Here is a 17,076-nt window from a genome sequence, read left to right as displayed (position 1 = left end):
CTATCAAAACCTGCTACGCGTCGTAATTTGCGGTCTGCGATGCTCACTGTACCTTCGTACAGTTGCGCTTCTCAACCACAACTTCCTTCCGCTCGCTACGGTTTTGTCAGGCGTTGTTATTCGAAGGCCCGCAGCACGCGCGCTTCGCCCGTCTGATCGCGGTACAGGGTATTCGCGGCCAGGGTGGCGTCCATCATGCGCGTCACTTGCTCTTCTTCAAAGCGGGCCAGCTCGGCTGTGGCCGCGACGAGGGCCAGTTCCAGCCTGGCGCGCGCCCCCTGGTACAGGCTGCTGGTGTATTTGTCTGTGTTACGCAGCAATTCTTCCGCGTTTTCTATTACCTGGCGCAAGTCGCCGATCAGGCGTTCCTGGCTGCGCGTACCTTGTTCGGGATGGTCCATGGCGCTTCCCTTCTGCAATCGATATTTATCTGGCAATAACGACATGTTGCAGCTTGATCCAGGCAGCCGGCTGGCAGCGGTGATGGCTGGACGCATGGGGCTGCTTTCGCGCCCCATGCCGGCATCAAGCGGGGCCGACGACCGTGATACGGATATCGCCCACGCTGACGACCTGGCCGGCGCGGATCTTGGCGGTCTTGCGCAATTCCTTCTTGCCATCGACCTTCACCACGCCGCTATCGACCATGACCTTGCCTGCGCCACCGCTGTCGCACAGGCCGACCAGTTTCAACAGCTGGTTCAGCTCGACGAACTCGGATGTTAAATCAAAGCTTACTTTTTGCATTGTATCCCTTATTGCAATGATGTGTTTTAAACACTTGATGACGACCTCAACTAATCCCTAGTTTACCTGAAGCCGCCAGCAATGCAGGGTGCAGCCTCAGCTTTTGTTGGGGCGCGTCATCTCCAGGGGCACGATCCAGGCACTGAATTGCTCTTCCGTCACAAAGCCCAGGGCCAGCGCCGCTTCCTTCAGGGTCGTGCCTTCATGCTGGGCCTGCTTGGCGATTTGCGCCGCCTTGTCGTAGCCGATGTGCGGCGCCAGCGCCGTGACCAGCATCAAGGAACGCTCCATCAGTTCGGCGATGCGTTCGCGGTTCGGCGCGATGCCGTGGGCGCAATGCTCGTCGAAGCTGCGCATGCCGTCGCCCAGCAGGCGCGCGCTTTGCAGAAAGTTGTGCGCAATCAAGGGTTTGAAGACATTCAGCTCGAAATTGCCCGAGGCGCCGCCCACCGTGATGGCGACGTCGTTGCCGAAGACCTGGCAGCACAGCATGGTCAGCGCTTCGCACTGGGTAGGGTTGACCTTGCCCGGCATGATGGAGCTGCCCGGCTCATTTTCAGGGATGGTGATTTCGCCCAGGCCGGAACGGGGACCGGAGGCCATCCAGCGCACGTCGTTGGCGATTTTCATCAGGGCCGTGGCCAGGGTTTTCAGCGCGCCATGGGCGGCGACCAGGGCGTCGTGGGCGGCCAGGGCGGCGAACTTGTTGCTGGCCGTCTCGAACGGCTGGCCCGTCAGGCGCGCCAGCTCGGCCGCGATGCGGCCGGCAAATTCCACGTGGGCATTCAAGCCCGTGCCCACGGCCGTGCCGCCGGCGGCCAGTTGCAGCAGCGGCGGCAACGCTGCCGTGATGATGTGCTCGGCAAAGTCCAGTTGCGCCACGTAGCCGGAAAATTCCTGGCCCAGGGTCAGCGGCGTCGCATCCTGCAAATGGGTGCGGCCGATCTTGACGATGTCGGCAAATTCCGTGGCTTTCGCATCCAGGGTGGCGCGCAGCTGGCGCAGCGGCGGCAAGACCGTGTTGGCAACGGCCAGGGCGGCGGCCACGTGGATGGCGGTCGGAAAGATATCGTTCGAGGACTGGCCCAGGTTGACGTCGTCGTTCGGGTGCAGCAGGCGCTCGGCGCCCCGCAAGCCGCCGATCAGCTCGGAACCGCGGTTGGCCAGCACTTCGTTCATGTTCATATTGCTTTGCGTGCCAGAGCCCGTCTGCCAGACGGCCAGAGGGAATTCCGCGTCGTGCTTGCCGGCCAGTACTTCGTCGGCCGCCTGCGTGATGGCCACGGCTTTCTTGCCATCTAGTAATCCCAAGTCCAGGTTGACGTGGGCGGCCGCGCGCTTGACGGTGGCCAAGGCGGCGATCAGTTCGGGCGGCATCTTTTCCGTGGAAATGTGGAAGTGCTCGAGCGAGCGCTGCGTTTGCGCTCCCCACAGCCGGTCGGCGGGTACGTCGATCGGGCCGAAACTGTCGCGTTCGATTCTGCTACTCATGACATCCCTTTCATCGATAGAGGTGGATCGAGTGTACTCCAGGCGCAAAAAAGGCACAGGATGATGCTGTAATGCATCATTTTTACCCTGGCCTATCTATATTTTTGCGTTTTCCTGCCGTTAAAGACAGGCGAGTTCCCCTTATTTATCCTGTTATCAAAGTGATCAGTCCATGCAGAGCAGCAGCCTTCCCCGTTGGTCCCTGATCGCGTGCGCCGCCGCCAGCCTGGCCTTGCCACCCGTCATGGCGGCCGAACTGGGCGAGATGGCGGTGCTGTCGCATGTGGGCCAGCCGCTGCTGGCTGAAATCGAACTGACAGCCCTGGCGCCCGAGGAAGCCAATGGCGTGGCCGTGCGCCTGGCTTCGCCCGATGTGTACCGCGGCGGGGGCATCGGCATGGATCCGGCCCTGCAAACATTGACGATCAGTCCGCTGGAACGCGGCGGGCGCCACTATGTGCGCGTGAGTACCCGGCAAGCGATCCAGGCGGGTCATGTGCATCTGTATTTGTTGTTGGGCAGTGGCAATGGCGCCGTCGTGCGCCTGGGTACCGTGTGGCTGACGGCGGCCCCGCCTGCGGCTGCCGTCAGTGCGCCAGTCCGGCCCGCGATTCCGTTGCCTGCGCCCGTATCCGCACCGTTGCCACGGGCTGCGGCCGGCGCGCCGTCACCCGATGCCGCCGCGCTGGCGGCCCGCGCGCGCGCCGAGGGCCTCGTGCGCCCGGCGCGCGTGTTCGTGCCGCCGCCCGCCGCGCCCGCGCCGGCTGTACCCGCGCTGCGTCCGGCGCCGTTGCGCCGCGCGACGGCGCCCGTCGCCGCCTGCGCGCCGCAGGCCAATGTGGAGCAGGCGCAAGCGTGCGTGGCGCTGGATGAGAAAAACGCGGCTTTGAATGAGAAGCTCGGCGAATTGGAAGGCAAGCTCGGCGCCTTGCAAAAGGCGCTGGCTCAGCCTGCCACCGCTGCCGCCGTCGCTGCGCCTGCTGCCGCGCCGGCCGAGGCGCGGGTGCCGCATGCCAAGCCCAAGCCCCTGGTGCCGCCAGCGGGCGAGAAGGCGGCGGGTGGCAATGGCTTGCTGTGGCTCGGCATCGGCACTCTGGCCTTCCTGTTGCTGACGGCGGTCATCGTGTATGTCGCGCGCAAGCGCAAGCAGGCGGCCGGGCCGGGCGCGCCGTCGAAATACTGGGTCTTGCTGCGCAAGCCCTTCAGCCGCAAAAAGAAGGATGTGCCCGTGCTGACGGAAGCGGTGGAAGGCGGGGTAGGGGCCGAGCCGGAACCGGAGCCGTTCTCGCGTTAACGCGATGCAAGGCGGCACGACAATTTGATATAAAAAAAGATATTGAAAAAATACATGGAAACGCTTGCCAATCGCGTTGCTTATTTCTTAAAGATGGTGATATGATTAATTCAGTGGACTTGCTCTACGATAAAACAGCCCCAGCCTGGCGCAGTCACCAACGATAGTGTGGCGCGGCAAACAGGTGTAGCGTTGCATAAACGCCTGGGTCTGGAAGCGGTTTGCGATGCCGACGATGTGCTCGCGAACGCCGGATGCAACCGGCAGCGAGGCGACGCCAGGAGATACCTGGGGCTCGCCTTCCAAATTCCCCCTCCTTGCCCGGTGCCGCAGATGGCGCGCTCCCTGGTACGGAGGCAGACGCAAAAAAAGCACCCGCAGGTGCTTTTGTCGTTTCTGGTGCGGCAAGTTTCTTACATGCGGGCGCGCGAACCTGGCATGGCGCTCGGCAGCTGCGTCATCCACGGTTCCGTGATGCTGCGGATTTCGCGGTCATTTGCCAGGATTTGCTTGAGCAAGTCGATCTTGCGCAGGCGCGAGGCGCCGGCCAGGGCGGGTACCTTGCCTGTCATGGTCGCGCTGGCGGCGCTGGCGCACTGGTTTTCCAGGGTATCCAAGCCATCCCAGTCGCTCGAACGTGCGGCCACGACCATTTTATTGGTCATTCCTGCAATATTTTCATACATCGAGAGAACGTCGTTGGAGGTCATGAGCACACCCGTAACTAGTGAATGGATTACCGCTTGTCTAGATTAACGGCAGCTGCAACGGGAACTTGAGGGTGTTTTTGAAAAAAATGAAAATAATTTAGATGATTGCTTACCTGCCGCCGGAATCGCCTCCCAAGCCGCATGCCTGCTGGCGTCGTGGTGACAGGGGAATGTGTTGCGGCGCTTCAAAACGCGTTATGATTTTGCATACTACTGTCGTTACTTTGCCTGAAAGGATCACCATGCGCGTTGTCACTGCTGCCGCTTCCTCTTTCCCTGCTTCCTGGCGCAAGCGCGTCATGGCGCTGGCCCTGTCCGGCATCGCCCTGGCCGGGGGTGTCGTCCACGCGCATGGCCAGGAAGCGGCCGCCAGTCCTGCCGCCGCGATGGCGGCACCCACGGCTGTCTTGCCCGGCGACGATTTCTACGATTACGTGAATGGCGACTGGCTGCGCGGCACGGAGATTCCCGCCGACCGCAGCAGCTGGGGTTCGTTCGCCATCCTCGCCAATGCGACCAACGAGCGCATCATCGCCCTCGTCGAAGGCCTGGCGGCGGCGCCGCAGGCGGATGCATCGGCGCGCCAGGTCAGCGATTTCTACCGTTCCTGGATGGATGAGTCAGCTATCGAAGCGCAAGGCTGGGCGCCGATCAAGCCGCTGCTGAAGAAGATCGATGGCATACGCGACCAGGCAGGGCTGGCCCGCGCGCTGGGCGAGAGCTTGCGCGCCGATGTCGATCCGCTCAATGCCACCAATTTTTATACGGAAAACCTGTTCGGCCTGTGGGTGGCGCAAGACTTGAACGACACCACGCGCAACGTGGCCTATCTGCTGCAGGGCGGGCTGGGCTTGCCCGACCGCGCGTTCTACCAGGGGGAAAGCGCCCGCATGCAGGGCTTGCGCGCGGGCTACCAGGCGCATATCGCCGCCATGCTCAAGCAGGCCGGCTACCGCGATGCGCCGGCCCGCGCCGCGCGCGTGTTTGCGCTGGAACAGCAAATTGCCGCCAGCCACGCCAGCCGCGAAGATTCGGCCGATGTCGCCAAGGGCAATAATGCGTGGCGTGCAGCCGACTTCGCCAGCAAGGCGCCTGGCCTGGACTGGAAGGCCTTCTTCCAGGCGGCGGGCCTGGGCAGGCAGACGGACTTCATCGTCTGGCATCCGACGGCCATGACGGGCAGCGCGGCGCTGGTGGCGAGCGTGCCGCTGGCCACGTGGAAGGATTTCCTCGCCTTCCACGCGATCAACCATTTCAGCACGACCTTGCCGAAGGCCGCCGCCGACCAGCGCTTCGCCTTCTACGGCAGTGCCCTGAGCGGCACGCCGCAGCAGTCGCCGCGCAGCAAGCGCGCGCTGGCGGCAACCAACGCGGCCCTGAGCGACGCCGTCGGCAAGCTGTACGTGGAACGTTATTTCCCGCCGGAATCGAAAGCCCGCGTACAGGACATGGTGACGAATATCGTCGCCGCCTTCTCGCGTCGCATCGACAAGCTGGACTGGATGGCGCCGGCCACCAAGGAGCAGGCGCAGGAAAAACTCAAGACCCTGTACGTGGGCGTCGGCTATCCGGAACGCTGGGACAACTATGCGGGCTTGCGCGTGGTGCGCGGCGATGCGCTGGGCAATGTGCAGCGGGCGGAACAGTTCCACTACCGGCAGGAGCTGGCCAAGCTGGGCCAGTCGCCTGACCGCAAGGCCTGGGCCATGCCGGCACAGCTGGTCAATGCCGTCAACCTGCCGCTGCAAAATGCGCTGAACTTTCCGGCCGCCATCCTGCAGCCGCCATTTTTCGACCCGCAGGCATCCGATGCGGCCAACTATGGCGGCATCGGCGCCACCATCGGCCACGAGATCAGCCACAGCTTCGATGACCAGGGCGCCCAGTTCGACGCCCAGGGCAAGCTGCGCGACTGGTGGACGCCGGCCGACCTGGCGCACTTCCAGTCGGCATCCAAGCAATTGGTGGCGCAGTTCGCGGCCTACAAGCCGTTTCCCGACCTGGCCGTGAATGGCCAGCTGACCCTGAGCGAAAACCTGGCCGACCTGGCCGGCGTGGCGGCCGCGCATGACGCGTTCAGCTTGTCGCAGCAGGGCAAGCCGGCGCAGGCGGATGCGGACCGCGATTTCTTCACGGGTTATGGCGTCAGCTGGCGCAGCAAGGCGCGCGAAGCGGCGGCGCGCCAGCAGATCCTCACGGATGGCCATGCGCCGGCGCAATACCGGGCCGCCACCGTGCGCAACCTCGACGCCTGGTACCCGGCCTTCGACGTCCAGCCGGGGCAGCAGCTGTACCTGGCGCCGGAACAGCGCGTGCGCGTCTGGTAGTTATAAAGCGGTGCCAGCGCGCAGTGCGCTGGCACCGTAAAATGGTGGCACATATAGACAGGACCGCCATGAAGCCAACCCCGCCGCAAGACCCGCAAGACCCCATCCACGCCATCACCGGGCGCACCCTGGCTCATTACGACGCCAGCGCCGAGCAGTTTTTCGAAGGCACGCGCGACCACGACGTCAGCCAGAACATCGCCGCGCTGCTGGGGGCCATCGGCAAGCCGGCGCCCCTGGATATTCTCGACCTGGGCTGCGGCCCTGGCCGCGATCTGAAAGCGTTCACGGCCATGGGCCACCATGCCGCCGGCGTCGATGGCTGTCCCCGCTTCGTCGAGATGGCGCGCGCCTACAGCGGCTGCACCGTATGGCAGCAGGATTTCATCGACCTCGATCTGCCCGCCGCGCACTTCGACGGCGTGTTCGCCAATGCCGTGCTGTTCCACGTGCCCAGCGCCGCCTTGCCCGGCGTGCTGCGCGCTTTGTACGCGTGCCTGAAGCCCGGTGGCGTGCTGTTCAGCTCGAACCCGCGCGGGCAGAACCAGGAAGGCTGGAATGGCGCGCGCTATGGCAGCTATCACGACGAAGCGACGTGGGACGCCTACGTGCAGGCGGCCGGTTTTACCTTGGTCGAGCAGTACTACCGCCCGCCCGGCTTGCCGCGCGACCAGCAGCCGTGGCTGGCCACCGTGTGGCGCAAGCCCGTGTGATCGCCGATATTGGCGCAAATTGAGCATGTGTTAGGAACCGTACAGAGCATTGATCCCCCACCCCGTAGTATGGACACATCGACACGCAGCAAGCAGTTTGCAACAGCGTGTGAGCCGCAGTACCGGCCCTTCGGGGCCGGACAACAGATGTACCAACTACAGTGAGGATCCATCATGAACAAAGATCAAGTCGAAGGTAAACTGAAGGAAGTCGGCGGTAAAATCCAGGAAGCCGCTGGCAAAGTCGTCGGCAGCGAAGAACAGCAAGCCAAGGGCCTGGCAAACCAGGTCGAAGGCAAAGTGCAGAAGAAGGTTGGCGACGTCAAGGATGCGGTCGAGACCGTCACGCGCAAACCTTAAGCTGACGCACGCTCAATAAAAAAACCGCCGCCTGTCGCGAGACAGGCGGCGGTTTTTATTTGTGGGCACGTTTTACTTCGCTACGCCCAGGTTCTGCTTGAAGAACATCTCGATTTTCTTGTACACGTGGCGCTGGCCCGCGCGCGACGAGATGCCGTGCTTGGCGCCCGGATACGTCATCAGGTCGAACTGCACGCCGCGGTTCACCAGCGCGTCGATCAATCGCGTGCTGTTGCTGAACAGGACGTTGTCGTCGGCCATGCCGTGCACCAGCAGCAGCGGCGACTTCAGGCCGTCGAGGTGGGCGAACACGGTACTGGCCTTGTAGCCATCGACGTTTTCCTTCGGCATGCCGAGGAATTGCTCCGTGTAGTGGGTGTCGTACAGCGACCAGTCGGTGACGGGCGCCACCGAGACGCCCATGGCGATCTTGTCCGATGCCGCCGACAGCAAACGCAGAGTCATGAAGCCGCCATAGCTCCAGCCGAACACGCCGATGCGTTTTGCGTCCACGAAGCTTTGCTTGCCCAGCCAGTCGATGCCGACCAGCTGGTCGGCCACTTCGGCCGCGCCCAGGTTGTGGTAGATGGCGTCCGTGAATGCGCGCTCGCGGCGCGACGAACCGCGGTTATCGAGGCGGAAGACGACAAAGCCCTGCTGCGCCATATATTGGTCGAAGTTGTTGCCCCAGCGGCGAGCCACGTGCTGCGAGTGCGGGCCGCCATACGTCGACAGGTAGACCGGGTAGCGTTTGGCAGCGTCGAAGTTCGACGGCTTGACGATGGAGTAATACAGCGTCTGGCCATCGTTGGCTTTCAGGGTGCCGTACTCCGTCGGCAGGTGGTCCGCCTTGTACTTGGCGTATGGGTGGCTGGCGTTCAGCGCGTTTTCTTCCAGCCAGCCCACCATGGCGCCGTCCGGGCGGCGGATGCTCACTTGCGGCGGTGTGGCCGGGTCGGAATACGTGTCGACAAACACTTCGCCATTGCGCGAGAACGTCGTGTCATGCCAGCCATCGGCTTTCGTCACGCGCTGCGGCTTGTCGGCCGTGCTGCCATCGAGGGCCAGCGCGTAGGTCTGCTTGTCGATCACCGCGTCGCGGTTCGACGAGACGAACACCTTGCCTGTCTTCTGGTTCACGGCCAGCACGCTGTCGATGCCCCATGCGCCGGAAGTGACCGGGTGCAGCAGCTTGCCGCCCATGTCGTACAGGTACAGGTGGTTGCGGCCCGTGCGTTCGGACGACCAGAGGAAGGTGCCGTTCGACAGGAAGCGCAGGTCGTCATGGATGCTGACCCAGGTCTTCGACGTTTCCGTCAGCAGGGTGCGCTGCGCCAACGTGGCTGCATCAACTGCCACCAAATCGAGGGTCTTCTGGTCGCGCGACTGGCGCTGGTACACGAGCGACTTGCTGTCCGCGCTCCAGTCGGCGCGCACCAGGTAGATGTCCGGGTTCGTGCCCAGGTCCACCTGGCGCTGCGCGCCCGTTTCCGGCGAGACTATCAGCAGTTGCACCAGCACGTTCGGGTCGCCGGCAGCCGGGTAGCGCTGCTCGACGACGTCGGTGCGGTCGGCGAAGATTTCGAAGCGGCGCACGACGGGCACGGGCGCTTCGTCATAGCGCTTATACGCGATGGCGGAATCGTCGGGAGCCCAGTAGTAGCCGGTGCGCTGGCCCATTTCTTCCTGCGCCACGAATTCGGCCTCGCCGTTGCGGATGGTGCCCTTGCCGTCCGTCGTCAGCTGGCGTTCCTGGCCCGACTTCAGGTCGATCACATAGATGTTCTGGTCGCGCACGAACGACACATAGCGGCCTTTCGGCGAGATTTTCGGATCGAGCACATTGCCCTTGGCGACCAGGCGCGCCTTGTCCGGATGGGCCGCATCGACCAGGTACAGATTGCCGGCCAGCGGCACCAGCAGCTGCTTGCCATCGGGCGACCAGCTGTAGCTGAGAATGCCGTTCAGGCTGGCCGTGCGCTCGCGTTCGCGGCGGGCCTGCTCTTCGGGCGAAATCGTTTCATTCGGCACCAGCGCCTTGGAGTCGACCAGGCGGTGCGTGCTCTTGTCCTTCAGCTTGAATTCCCACAGGTCGAGCTGGAACTGGTTGTCGGCGCGGCCGCGCAGGAACGTGACGCGCTCGCCATCGGGCGAAACCTTCAGGTTGCGCACGCCGGGGCCGGCCAGCGCCGGATCGGCGTGGATGCGTTCCAGGGTCAGCTTTTCAGCCGATGCGGGAACGCTGGCCATCGCGGCCAGAAAACAAAGAATAAAACGCATGGATGTCTCGGTGATTGTAAAGGGATGGTCAAGAAAGATGCTTGACAGCAAACGATACCAGAGCACGGGGTTTAATGCGATAGGGCCAGCCACGGAATAATCCGGCAATTGCCTTCTTTACTTTGGCGGAAAGAGTGAGGAAGTGGTGCTTTGTATGGCGAAGCAGGGAGGGCGGCACGCATAAATTGCGCGCCGCCCTGTGTTCAATGCATTGTTTCAATGCGCCGCGCGCAGGCGCTGCAGCGACAGGCGGTTCAGGTACCAGGTCAGCAGCACGGCCGCCACCGTCAGGCCCGTGACGAGGCCGATCCAGAAACCGGCGGCGCCCATCGGCTCGGCCGGCGACCAGGGGAAGCCGGACGGCGCGAGGCCCAGCACGTAGCCGATCGGCAGCGAGAAGCCCCAGAACGCCAGCAGCTGTATCAGCATCGGCTGGCGCGTTACCTTGTAGCCGCGGATGGCGCAGGACGTCGCCACTTGCGTCGCGTCGGACAGCTGGAACAGGGCGGCGAACAGCAGCAGCTGCGCGCACAGGGCCTGCACCTGCGGGTCGGACGTGTAGGCTTGCGCGATCTGGTGGCGGAAGATGGTGATGACGGCAGCCGAGACGATGGCCGCCGTCAGCGACATGGCCACGCCCACCCACGAAATGAAGCGCGCGCGGCGCAGATTGGCTTCGCCCACGGCGTGGCCCACGCGCGTGACCAGCGCGATGCCGAACGTGAGCGGCACCATGAAGACGACGGACGAGAAATTCAGGGCGATTTGGTGCGCCGACACCTGGATCACGCCGAAGCGCGCCACCAGCAGGCTGATGACGCCAAAGGCGCTGACCTCGGCAAAGTAGGTCACGCCGATGGGCAGGCCCAGGCGCAGCATGGGGCCGATGGACGACAGCTGCGGCCATTCCCAGTGCGTGAACGGATACGTGGAGCGGTAGGCGGGGGCGATCCTGATCCAGGCCAGCATGGCCAGCAGCATCATCCATACGCAGCAGGTGGTGGCCACGGCGCAGCCCACGCCGCCCATCTTCGGCATGCCCCAGTGGCCATAGATCAGCAGGTAGTTGACGAGGATATTGAGGCCCAGCGCGGCCAGCGCGATCACCATCACGGGCTTGGTCTGGTTAATGCTGGTGCTGTAGCCGTACAGCGCGCGGTAGGCGGCGAACGGCGGCAGCGCGCAGCTGATAATGTGCACGAACAGCTTGGCCTTGGCCGCGACGGCGGGTTCCAGCATCAGGTGGTCGAATACCAGCGCCGCCATGTTCGTCAGCAAACAAGCCACGAGGCCCACGAGCAGCGCCTTCCACAGCGACTGGCGCACGATGTGCGGCACCCGGTCGTGCCGCGCGGCGCCGATTTCATGCGCCACCAGGGTATTGATCGCCATCATGATGCCGCTCACGGTGACGAGCACGATGGACCAGATGGCCGCGCCCAGCGACACGGCGGCCAGTTCCTCGGGATTCGTATGGCCCGTCATCGCCACGTCGGCCGCGCCCATGCCGACGGTGGCCAGCTGACCGATCAGGATGGGCCAGGCCAGCTTCCACAGAGACGAGACTTCAGTGCGGATGGCGGGCAGGGTGAACGAGGTAGTGTGTGGCATGGGCGGCAAGCTTGACTAAACACAAGATTCTACCGGCATTCGCCGTGCTTGTCCGCCGCCGCTCCCGGGAGATGCCCGGAGGGGGCCGGGCGCGGTAATCATTTGTTACAGCTAAGTGGACCGGTCGCGGATAGACTGCGTGCTCTATTTGGCAAAATGACCAAATAGTCAACCGCAGTACCCTGACTATGGAGTAAGACCATGTTGAAGAAAGCCTTGAATTGCGCCCTGTTGCTGGGCGCCGCCATGACGGCCGAACTGGCCGGCGCCGGCGAACTGACCCTGTATTCGCGCGACGATTATCACGGCCGCTCGCAGACCGTGCGCGACGCCGTCGCCGACCTGGAAGATGTGCGTTTCAACGACACGACGCAAAGCATCCGCGTGCGCTCGGGCCGTTGGGAGGCATGCGAGGAAGCCGATTTCCGCGGCGCCTGCTTCCTGCTGGAGGCGGGCGAGTATCCCTCGCTCGATGGCCGCGCCAACAAAATCACCTCGCTGCGCGAAGTGCGCGGCGGCTGGGGTGGTCATCCGGGCCGCGATCGCGACGGTGATCGTGACCGTGGGCGCGACTGGGACGGCCGCCGGGACCGCGACCGTGAGCACGGCCATTTGCCAGGGCGCTCGCTGGGCGGCGAACTGACCTTTTATACGCGCGACGATTTCGCCGGCCGCAGTTTGACCGTGCGCAACGCCTCGGCCGATTTGCGCGAGCGCGATTTCAACGATACGGTGCAAAGCGTGCGCGTGCGCTCCGGCTATTGGGAAGTGTGCGAGGACGTGGATTTCCGTGGCCGTTGCCGGACACTGGTCCCCGGTGAATACGCGAGCCTGGAGCGCATGAGCAACCGCATCTCGTCCGTGCGCGAAGTGCGCTGACGCCAAGCGGGCAGGAACGACCGGTCCCTGCCGGGGCCGGTTATTGCTTTTGGTAACAATTTATTGTGCTTTTCCCATACTTTGTTACACCGTTTTTTCTGCGGATGGTTACACTGGCATCAGTTGTCATGTCGATCACTAATTGACCTTTACCGGTACTGGAGACCACCCGATGAATCGTCCGCTGAGTCTTGCGCTGCTGTGTGCCAGTGCGCTGTTAGCCCATGTGTCGGCGCACGCCGCTGAAATCAGCTTGTACACCGATGATAATTTCAAGGGCCGCATGGTGGTCTTGCGCGACACGACGGACGATTTGTCGCGCATGAATTTCAATGACAAGGTGTCGAGCATCAAGGTTGCTTCGGGCCGCTGGGAGGTGTGCGCGCATGCCAACTTCAAGGGCGCATGCAAGACGTTCGAGCGCGGCGATTACCCTTCCATGCCCGGCATGAACGACAAGATTTCCTCGGTGCGCCTGGCGGACGGCAGGGGCGGCGGCAGCCGGCCCGAAACGCCATCCGCGCCGTCGCCATCCTCGCCAGAAGTGTCGCCGTCGCCAGAAACGTCGCGGCCACCGCCAGAGCGAGAACGCGAACGCGGTGCGGCGCTGCAAGTGTTTGATACCTCGGCGCAGCGCGGTGCCTCGGTCGACATCAATAGCGACCGCGACGACTTTGTCGATATCGGCTTCAATGACCGCTCCGCCAGCATCCGGGTGCGCCACGGTTACTGGCAACTGTGCAGTGACTCCAATTTCCATGGCAGCTGCCGAGTGTATGCCCCGGGCAGCTACGAGTTGCCACGCAATCTGCAAGGCAAGACGTCATCGGCACGCCTGGTTGACCCGCGCGAGGAAAACCAGCCGGCCAGCGAAGACCCGATGCTGCTGCTGTACCCGCGCTCTCATATGGGGGGACGCGGCCTGCCGGTGAATCGCGATGTGAGCGATCTGGTACGCATGAACTTCAACGACCAGACCAATTCCATCGTGATCAATGCCGGCGACTGGGAAGTGTGCGCCGATGCGCATTACGGTGGCCGCTGCGAGATCCTCGAGCCCGGTATCTACAATACGCTTGATGCACTCGACGGCCGCATTTCCTCGCTGCGCCGCCTGCGTTGACACGGCACCGCAATGCATGAAGAATAACGATTAATTAACTGGAGTTGAGAATGATATCCCCTAGCCTGAAACTGGCGCTGTTTTCCAGCGCCGTCCTGTTCACCCACCTGGGCGCCCATGCGGGCGAGATCACCCTGTTCGAGGATGATAATTTCCGCGGCCGCGCCGTGACGCTGCGCGAAACGACGGATAACCTGTCGCCCCAGGGCTTCAACGACAAGACGTCCAGCATCATGGTGCGTTCGGGTACCTGGGATGTGTGCACGGATTCCGGTTTTCGCGGCAATTGCCGCAGCCTGGGGCCAGGCGAATACCGCTCGATGCCTGGCATGAACGACGCCATCACCTCGGTGCGCGAAACGGGGCGCGGCGATGGCTACAATCCGGGACGCCCCGGGCGCGATCCAGACCGTGGCCATGGCGGCTATGGCCGTGGCGGCACCCTGGAAGTGTATTCGGGCGCCGGCCAGAATGGCGGCTCGGCGCGCCTGAACCGCGATACGGACGATTTCGTCAGCATCGGTTTCAACGACCGCACCAGCAGCATCGTCATCTATAACGGCTACTGGCAGTTGTGCAGTGACTCGAACTACCAGGGCACTTGCCGCATTTTCGGCCCCGGCCGTCACGACGACCTGGGGCGCGGCCTTGACGGGCGCGTCTCCTCGGCGCGCATGGTCGACGAGCGCGAAGCGCGCCGCCAGCAGCAGTATGAGCGGCCGCAGTACGAGCAGCAGTATCCGCAATACCAGCAGCCGCAGTACCAGCAGCGCGGCGCCGTCCTGCTGTTCCCCGAGGCGGGCATGCGCGGCGAACCGCTGGCGCTGGATCGCAGCACGGAAGACCTGGTGCGTCTCAATTTCAATGACCGCGCCTCGTCCATCGTCGTCAATGAGGGCCAGTGGGAAGTGTGCAGCGATTCGAACTTCCGCGGCCGCTGCGAAGTGATCGGGCCGGGCGAATATGGCCGCCTGAATGGCATGGAAAACCAGATTTCCTCGCTGCGCCGCGTGCGCTGACCGCGTCCTGACGCCGTGCTGACAGGCCGCCTGCCGGGAATGCCCCGCCAGGCGGCTTTTACATTCCCAGCCGTGTGCTGACATTTGCTTGCCCTTTGTTACACTCGCCGCCTGCCGCCTGGACTACACTGGCGAAAATGTCTCAGTATTGGAGTTGTCATGGTTCGATCTTTCCGCCCCGCGCTGCTGTGCGCCGCCACCTTCCTCGCCCCCCTTGCCGCATCCGCGGGCGAAATCACCCTGTTCGAGGACGCCGGTTTCCGCGGCCGTCCCGTCACCCTGCGTTCCGATGCGGGAGATTTGTCGCGCATGGGCTTTAACGACAAAACCTCCAGCATCATCGTGCGCTCGGGCACCTGGGAAGTGTGCAAGGACGCCAATTACCGGGGCAACTGCCGTACCCTGGGACCGGGCCGCTACAGCAGCATGCCGGGCATGAACGACGCCATCTCTTCGGTGCGCGAAGCGGGCCGCCCGGGTCATGGCGGCGGCGACCACCGTCCCTACCCGCCGCGCCCTCCGCGTCCGGAGCCGGAGCGTCCTTACCCCGGCCATCCAGGTTATCCCGGCCACGGCGGCGGCCACCATCCCGACATGAATGGCGCCGTGCTGATGTTCCCTGACGCCGGCATGCGCGGACGGCCCGTGCGCCTGGACCGCGAAGTGCATGACTTGAACCGCTATGGCTTCAACGACCGCGCCGAATCGATCGTCGTCAATTACGGCCGCTGGGAGTTCTGCGTCGATGCCAATTTCCGCGGCCGCTGCGTGGTGATGGGGCCAGGCAGCTATGGCCGCCTGCATGGAGGCCTGGACCGTCGCATTTCCTCGGTGCGCCGCGTGCGCTAGGCATTTTCCGCTGCCATTTTCACCGCCCGCGCGCCCCGTGCCCCGCGGGCGGTGTTGTATTGTGCGCACGCGCTGTCGGCGCCAATTCGTGTACTCTTCCCATAGGCAGTTCAACCATGGGGAGCAAGCACGGTGGAATACAAGGACTACTACAAGGAACTGGGCGTCGAGAAGACGGCGACCGAGGCCGAGATCAAGAAGGCGTACCGCAAGCTGGTGCGCAAATACCATCCCGACGTGAGCAAGGAGCCGGACGCCGACAAGCGCACCAAGGCCCTGAACGAGGCCTACGGCGTGCTGGGCGACGCGGAAAAGCGCGCCGCCTACGATGAACTGGGCCGTAACCAGGGCGCGCAGGGCCAGCCCTTCCGTCCGCCGCCGGACTGGGGTTCGGGCTACGAATCGTCGGGCGCCGACGACAGCGATTTCTTTGCCGACCTGTTCGCCCACGTGGGCGGCCGGCGCCGCGCCAACAGCACCTTCCAGATGCAGGGCGAGGACAGCCACGCGGCCATCACCATCGACCTGCAGGACAGCTACCAGGGCGCCAAGCGCCACATCGTCATGCGCGTGCCCGAAGCGGATGCGCAAGGCCACGTGGTAACGCGCGAGCGTACCCTGGAAGTGACGATACCGAAAGGTGTCACGGAAGGACAGCAGCTGCGCATGAAAGGGCAGGGCAATCCCGGCAGTGGCGGCGCTCCCGCCGGTGATTTGTACCTGGAGATCCGCTTCCGGCCCGATGCGCGCTACAAGGTGGAAGGGCGCGACGTGTTCGAGACGGTGCCCGTCACGCCATGGGAAGCGGCGCTGGGCGGCGAGATCGACGTGCCCACGCCATCTGGCACGGTGTCCGTCAGCGTGCCGCCCAATTCGCAGACGGGGCGCAAGCTGCGCCTGAAAGGGCGCGGCATTCCCGCCGCCCAGCCGGGCGACCTGTATCTGCTGCTGGAAGTGGTGCTGCCGCCGGCGAACGACGACAAGGCGCGGGAACTGTATGCAACCATGGCGCGCGAGATGGCTTTCAATCCGCGCCAGAAGCTGGGAGGGTAAATCATGACAAACAAGGTAATTGGCGAATTGCTCGAAGACCGTGCCCTGAGCCTGGAAGAACTGGCGCGCGCCTGCGCCGTGGAGCCGGATTGGGTGGTGCAGCACGTGCAGACGGGTGTGCTGCTGCAAAATGGCCCGCCGGCGGGGCAGCTGACGGCCTGGCGCTTTACCAGCCTGGACCTGGTGCGCGCGCGCCGCCTGCACGAAATCGAATCCGTGTTCGACGCGAACGCCGAACTGGCCGCGCTGGTGGTCGACTTGTCGGAAGAAGTGGCGCGTTTGCGCCGCCGCCTGCACGTGCTGGGTGTGGAGTAGTCCCTATGCAGGCTCGCCGTGCCGCTGCACGGTGAGTCTGCCGATATAGAATTGCCCATTGACGACGACCCGGTGCGGGATGCCGGCCACGTCGAAGCCGGGGCCGCCGTCTTCCATCCATTCCTGCGCCAGCGAGTCGAACTGCTGCGGCGTCATGCGCAGCATCTGCGCCGTGATGACGAAGCGCGCGCCAGGTTTTTGCTTGTTGACGAAGTCGTCGATGCCGGCCATGTGGTTCCTTATTAAAGTGTTACCCGCATCATACCTGTGTCAATTGTGAACTCACAACGCCTAACAAAACCGTA

At 63.8% G+C, this 17,076-nt stretch carries 17 protein-coding genes; 10 read left to right on the top strand and 7 right to left on the bottom strand.

Annotated features, from left to right (window positions below; translation table 11 throughout):
* Positions 1-116: 116 nt before the first annotated feature.
* From CSQ91_RS20555 to fumC, 3 genes are all read right to left on the bottom strand, one after another.
* Entirely contained in the window at positions 117-401 is a 285-nt protein-coding gene (locus CSQ91_RS20555) for a hypothetical protein (RefSeq protein ID WP_034781863.1), read from the bottom strand.
* 124 nt (positions 402-525) lie between these two features.
* Positions 526-747 (bottom strand): RNA-binding S4 domain-containing protein, encoded by a 222-nt coding sequence (locus tag CSQ91_RS20550; protein ID WP_034781865.1) that lies wholly within the window; start codon positions 745-747, stop codon positions 526-528.
* Between the two features lie 96 nt (positions 748-843).
* Complete coding sequence (gene fumC / locus CSQ91_RS20545; RefSeq protein WP_070257518.1) at positions 844-2,238, bottom strand: class II fumarate hydratase; 1,395 nt, start codon at positions 2,236-2,238, stop codon at positions 844-846.
* A 172-nt stretch (positions 2,239-2,410) separates the two neighbouring features.
* On the opposite strand from fumC, the gene CSQ91_RS20540 reads away from it, so the two are divergent.
* Positions 2,411-3,532 carry a type IV pilus assembly protein FimV gene (locus CSQ91_RS20540; RefSeq protein WP_099389459.1) on the top strand — a complete coding sequence of 374 codons (1,122 nt, stop codon included), beginning with the start codon at positions 2,411-2,413 and terminating at the stop codon, positions 3,530-3,532.
* Between the two features lie 413 nt (positions 3,533-3,945).
* Here the strand turns inward: CSQ91_RS20540 and CSQ91_RS20535 are convergent, their stop codons facing one another.
* Positions 3,946-4,197, bottom strand: a complete 252-nt coding sequence (locus tag CSQ91_RS20535; protein ID WP_306508864.1) for a flagellar protein FliT — start codon at positions 4,195-4,197, stop codon at positions 3,946-3,948.
* A gap of 287 nt (positions 4,198-4,484) precedes the next feature.
* Between CSQ91_RS20535 and CSQ91_RS20530 the strand changes: the two genes are divergently transcribed.
* From CSQ91_RS20530 to CSQ91_RS20520, 3 genes are all read left to right on the top strand, one after another.
* Positions 4,485-6,569, top strand: a complete 2,085-nt coding sequence (locus CSQ91_RS20530; RefSeq protein WP_180278477.1) for a M13 family metallopeptidase — start codon at positions 4,485-4,487, stop codon at positions 6,567-6,569.
* Between the two features lie 68 nt (positions 6,570-6,637).
* Positions 6,638-7,282, top strand: coding sequence for a class I SAM-dependent methyltransferase (locus tag CSQ91_RS20525; protein ID WP_099389457.1), 645 nt, complete (start codon positions 6,638-6,640; stop codon positions 7,280-7,282).
* A 174-nt stretch (positions 7,283-7,456) separates the two neighbouring features.
* The gene (locus CSQ91_RS20520; RefSeq protein WP_034759763.1) at positions 7,457-7,642 is read left to right on the top strand and encodes a CsbD family protein; all 186 of its coding nucleotides are present in this window, start codon (positions 7,457-7,459) and stop codon (positions 7,640-7,642) included.
* A gap of 72 nt (positions 7,643-7,714) precedes the next feature.
* On the opposite strand, the gene CSQ91_RS20515 is transcribed toward CSQ91_RS20520, so the two are convergent.
* Together CSQ91_RS20515 and CSQ91_RS20510 are read right to left on the bottom strand one after the other, a co-directional pair.
* Positions 7,715-9,922: a S9 family peptidase gene (locus CSQ91_RS20515; RefSeq protein WP_099389456.1), complete on the bottom strand. Its 2,208-nt coding sequence runs from the start codon at positions 9,920-9,922 to the stop codon at positions 7,715-7,717.
* Positions 9,923-10,138: 216 nt separating this feature from the next.
* Positions 10,139-11,533 carry an MATE family efflux transporter gene (locus tag CSQ91_RS20510; RefSeq protein WP_099389455.1) on the bottom strand — a complete coding sequence of 465 codons (1,395 nt, stop codon included), beginning with the start codon at positions 11,531-11,533 and terminating at the stop codon, positions 10,139-10,141.
* A 201-nt stretch (positions 11,534-11,734) separates the two neighbouring features.
* On the opposite strand from CSQ91_RS20510, the gene CSQ91_RS20505 reads away from it, so the two are divergent.
* The 6 genes from CSQ91_RS20505 (at position 11,735) to CSQ91_RS20480 (ending at position 16,771) form a co-directional block, all read left to right on the top strand.
* The gene (locus CSQ91_RS20505; protein WP_099389454.1) at positions 11,735-12,412 is read left to right on the top strand and encodes a beta/gamma crystallin family protein; all 678 of its coding nucleotides are present in this window, start codon (positions 11,735-11,737) and stop codon (positions 12,410-12,412) included.
* A gap of 172 nt (positions 12,413-12,584) precedes the next feature.
* Positions 12,585-13,535, top strand: a complete 951-nt coding sequence (locus CSQ91_RS20500) for a beta/gamma crystallin-related protein (protein WP_099389453.1) — start codon at positions 12,585-12,587, stop codon at positions 13,533-13,535.
* 50 nt (positions 13,536-13,585) lie between these two features.
* The gene (locus tag CSQ91_RS20495) at positions 13,586-14,554 is read left to right on the top strand and encodes a beta/gamma crystallin-related protein (protein ID WP_099389452.1); all 969 of its coding nucleotides are present in this window, start codon (positions 13,586-13,588) and stop codon (positions 14,552-14,554) included.
* Positions 14,555-14,713: 159 nt separating this feature from the next.
* Entirely contained in the window at positions 14,714-15,403 is a 690-nt protein-coding gene (locus tag CSQ91_RS20490) for a beta/gamma crystallin-related protein (protein WP_099389451.1), read from the top strand.
* Between the two features lie 132 nt (positions 15,404-15,535).
* Complete coding sequence (locus CSQ91_RS20485; protein ID WP_034781891.1) at positions 15,536-16,456, top strand: DnaJ C-terminal domain-containing protein; 921 nt, start codon at positions 15,536-15,538, stop codon at positions 16,454-16,456.
* Between the two features lie 3 nt (positions 16,457-16,459).
* Entirely contained in the window at positions 16,460-16,771 is a 312-nt protein-coding gene (locus CSQ91_RS20480; RefSeq protein ID WP_046685292.1) for a MerR family transcriptional regulator, read from the top strand.
* Between the two features lie 3 nt (positions 16,772-16,774).
* Here CSQ91_RS20480 and CSQ91_RS20475 read toward each other — a convergent pair whose 3' ends face one another.
* Positions 16,775-17,002: a hypothetical protein gene (locus tag CSQ91_RS20475; RefSeq protein WP_034781896.1), complete on the bottom strand. Its 228-nt coding sequence runs from the start codon at positions 17,000-17,002 to the stop codon at positions 16,775-16,777.
* Positions 17,003-17,076: the final 74 nt, after the last annotated feature.

It is taken from the genome of Janthinobacterium sp. BJB301, assembly GCF_002735685.1.
Classification (GTDB): Bacteria; Pseudomonadota; Gammaproteobacteria; order Burkholderiales; family Burkholderiaceae_D; genus Janthinobacterium; species Janthinobacterium lividum.
This window is presented reverse-complemented; position numbering and strand designations above follow the sequence as displayed.

Excerpts from the sequence above, each read along its gene's own strand:
- CSQ91_RS20555 (WP_034781863.1), bottom strand. The coding sequence starts at position 401 with ATGGACCATCCCGAACAAGGTACGCGCAGCCAGGAACGCCTGATCGGC.
- CSQ91_RS20550 (WP_034781865.1), bottom strand. The coding sequence starts at position 747 with ATGCAAAAAGTAAGCTTTGATTTAACATCCGAGTTCGTCGAGCTGAAC.
- fumC (WP_070257518.1), bottom strand. The coding sequence starts at position 2,238 with ATGAGTAGCAGAATCGAACGCGACAGTTTCGGCCCGATCGACGTACCC.
- CSQ91_RS20540 (WP_099389459.1), top strand. The coding sequence starts at position 2,411 with ATGCAGAGCAGCAGCCTTCCCCGTTGGTCCCTGATCGCGTGCGCCGCC.
- CSQ91_RS20535 (WP_306508864.1), bottom strand. The coding sequence starts at position 4,197 with ATGACCAATAAAATGGTCGTGGCCGCACGTTCGAGCGACTGGGATGGC.
- CSQ91_RS20530 (WP_180278477.1), top strand. The coding sequence starts at position 4,485 with ATGCGCGTTGTCACTGCTGCCGCTTCCTCTTTCCCTGCTTCCTGGCGC.
- CSQ91_RS20525 (WP_099389457.1), top strand. The coding sequence starts at position 6,638 with ATGAAGCCAACCCCGCCGCAAGACCCGCAAGACCCCATCCACGCCATC.
- CSQ91_RS20520 (WP_034759763.1), top strand. The coding sequence starts at position 7,457 with ATGAACAAAGATCAAGTCGAAGGTAAACTGAAGGAAGTCGGCGGTAAA.
- CSQ91_RS20515 (WP_099389456.1), bottom strand. The coding sequence starts at position 9,922 with ATGCGTTTTATTCTTTGTTTTCTGGCCGCGATGGCCAGCGTTCCCGCA.
- CSQ91_RS20510 (WP_099389455.1), bottom strand. The coding sequence starts at position 11,533 with ATGCCACACACTACCTCGTTCACCCTGCCCGCCATCCGCACTGAAGTC.
- CSQ91_RS20505 (WP_099389454.1), top strand. The coding sequence starts at position 11,735 with ATGTTGAAGAAAGCCTTGAATTGCGCCCTGTTGCTGGGCGCCGCCATG.
- CSQ91_RS20500 (WP_099389453.1), top strand. The coding sequence starts at position 12,585 with ATGAATCGTCCGCTGAGTCTTGCGCTGCTGTGTGCCAGTGCGCTGTTA.
- CSQ91_RS20495 (WP_099389452.1), top strand. The coding sequence starts at position 13,586 with ATGATATCCCCTAGCCTGAAACTGGCGCTGTTTTCCAGCGCCGTCCTG.
- CSQ91_RS20490 (WP_099389451.1), top strand. The coding sequence starts at position 14,714 with ATGGTTCGATCTTTCCGCCCCGCGCTGCTGTGCGCCGCCACCTTCCTC.
- CSQ91_RS20480 (WP_046685292.1), top strand. The coding sequence starts at position 16,460 with ATGACAAACAAGGTAATTGGCGAATTGCTCGAAGACCGTGCCCTGAGC.
- CSQ91_RS20475 (WP_034781896.1), bottom strand. The coding sequence starts at position 17,002 with ATGGCCGGCATCGACGACTTCGTCAACAAGCAAAAACCTGGCGCGCGC.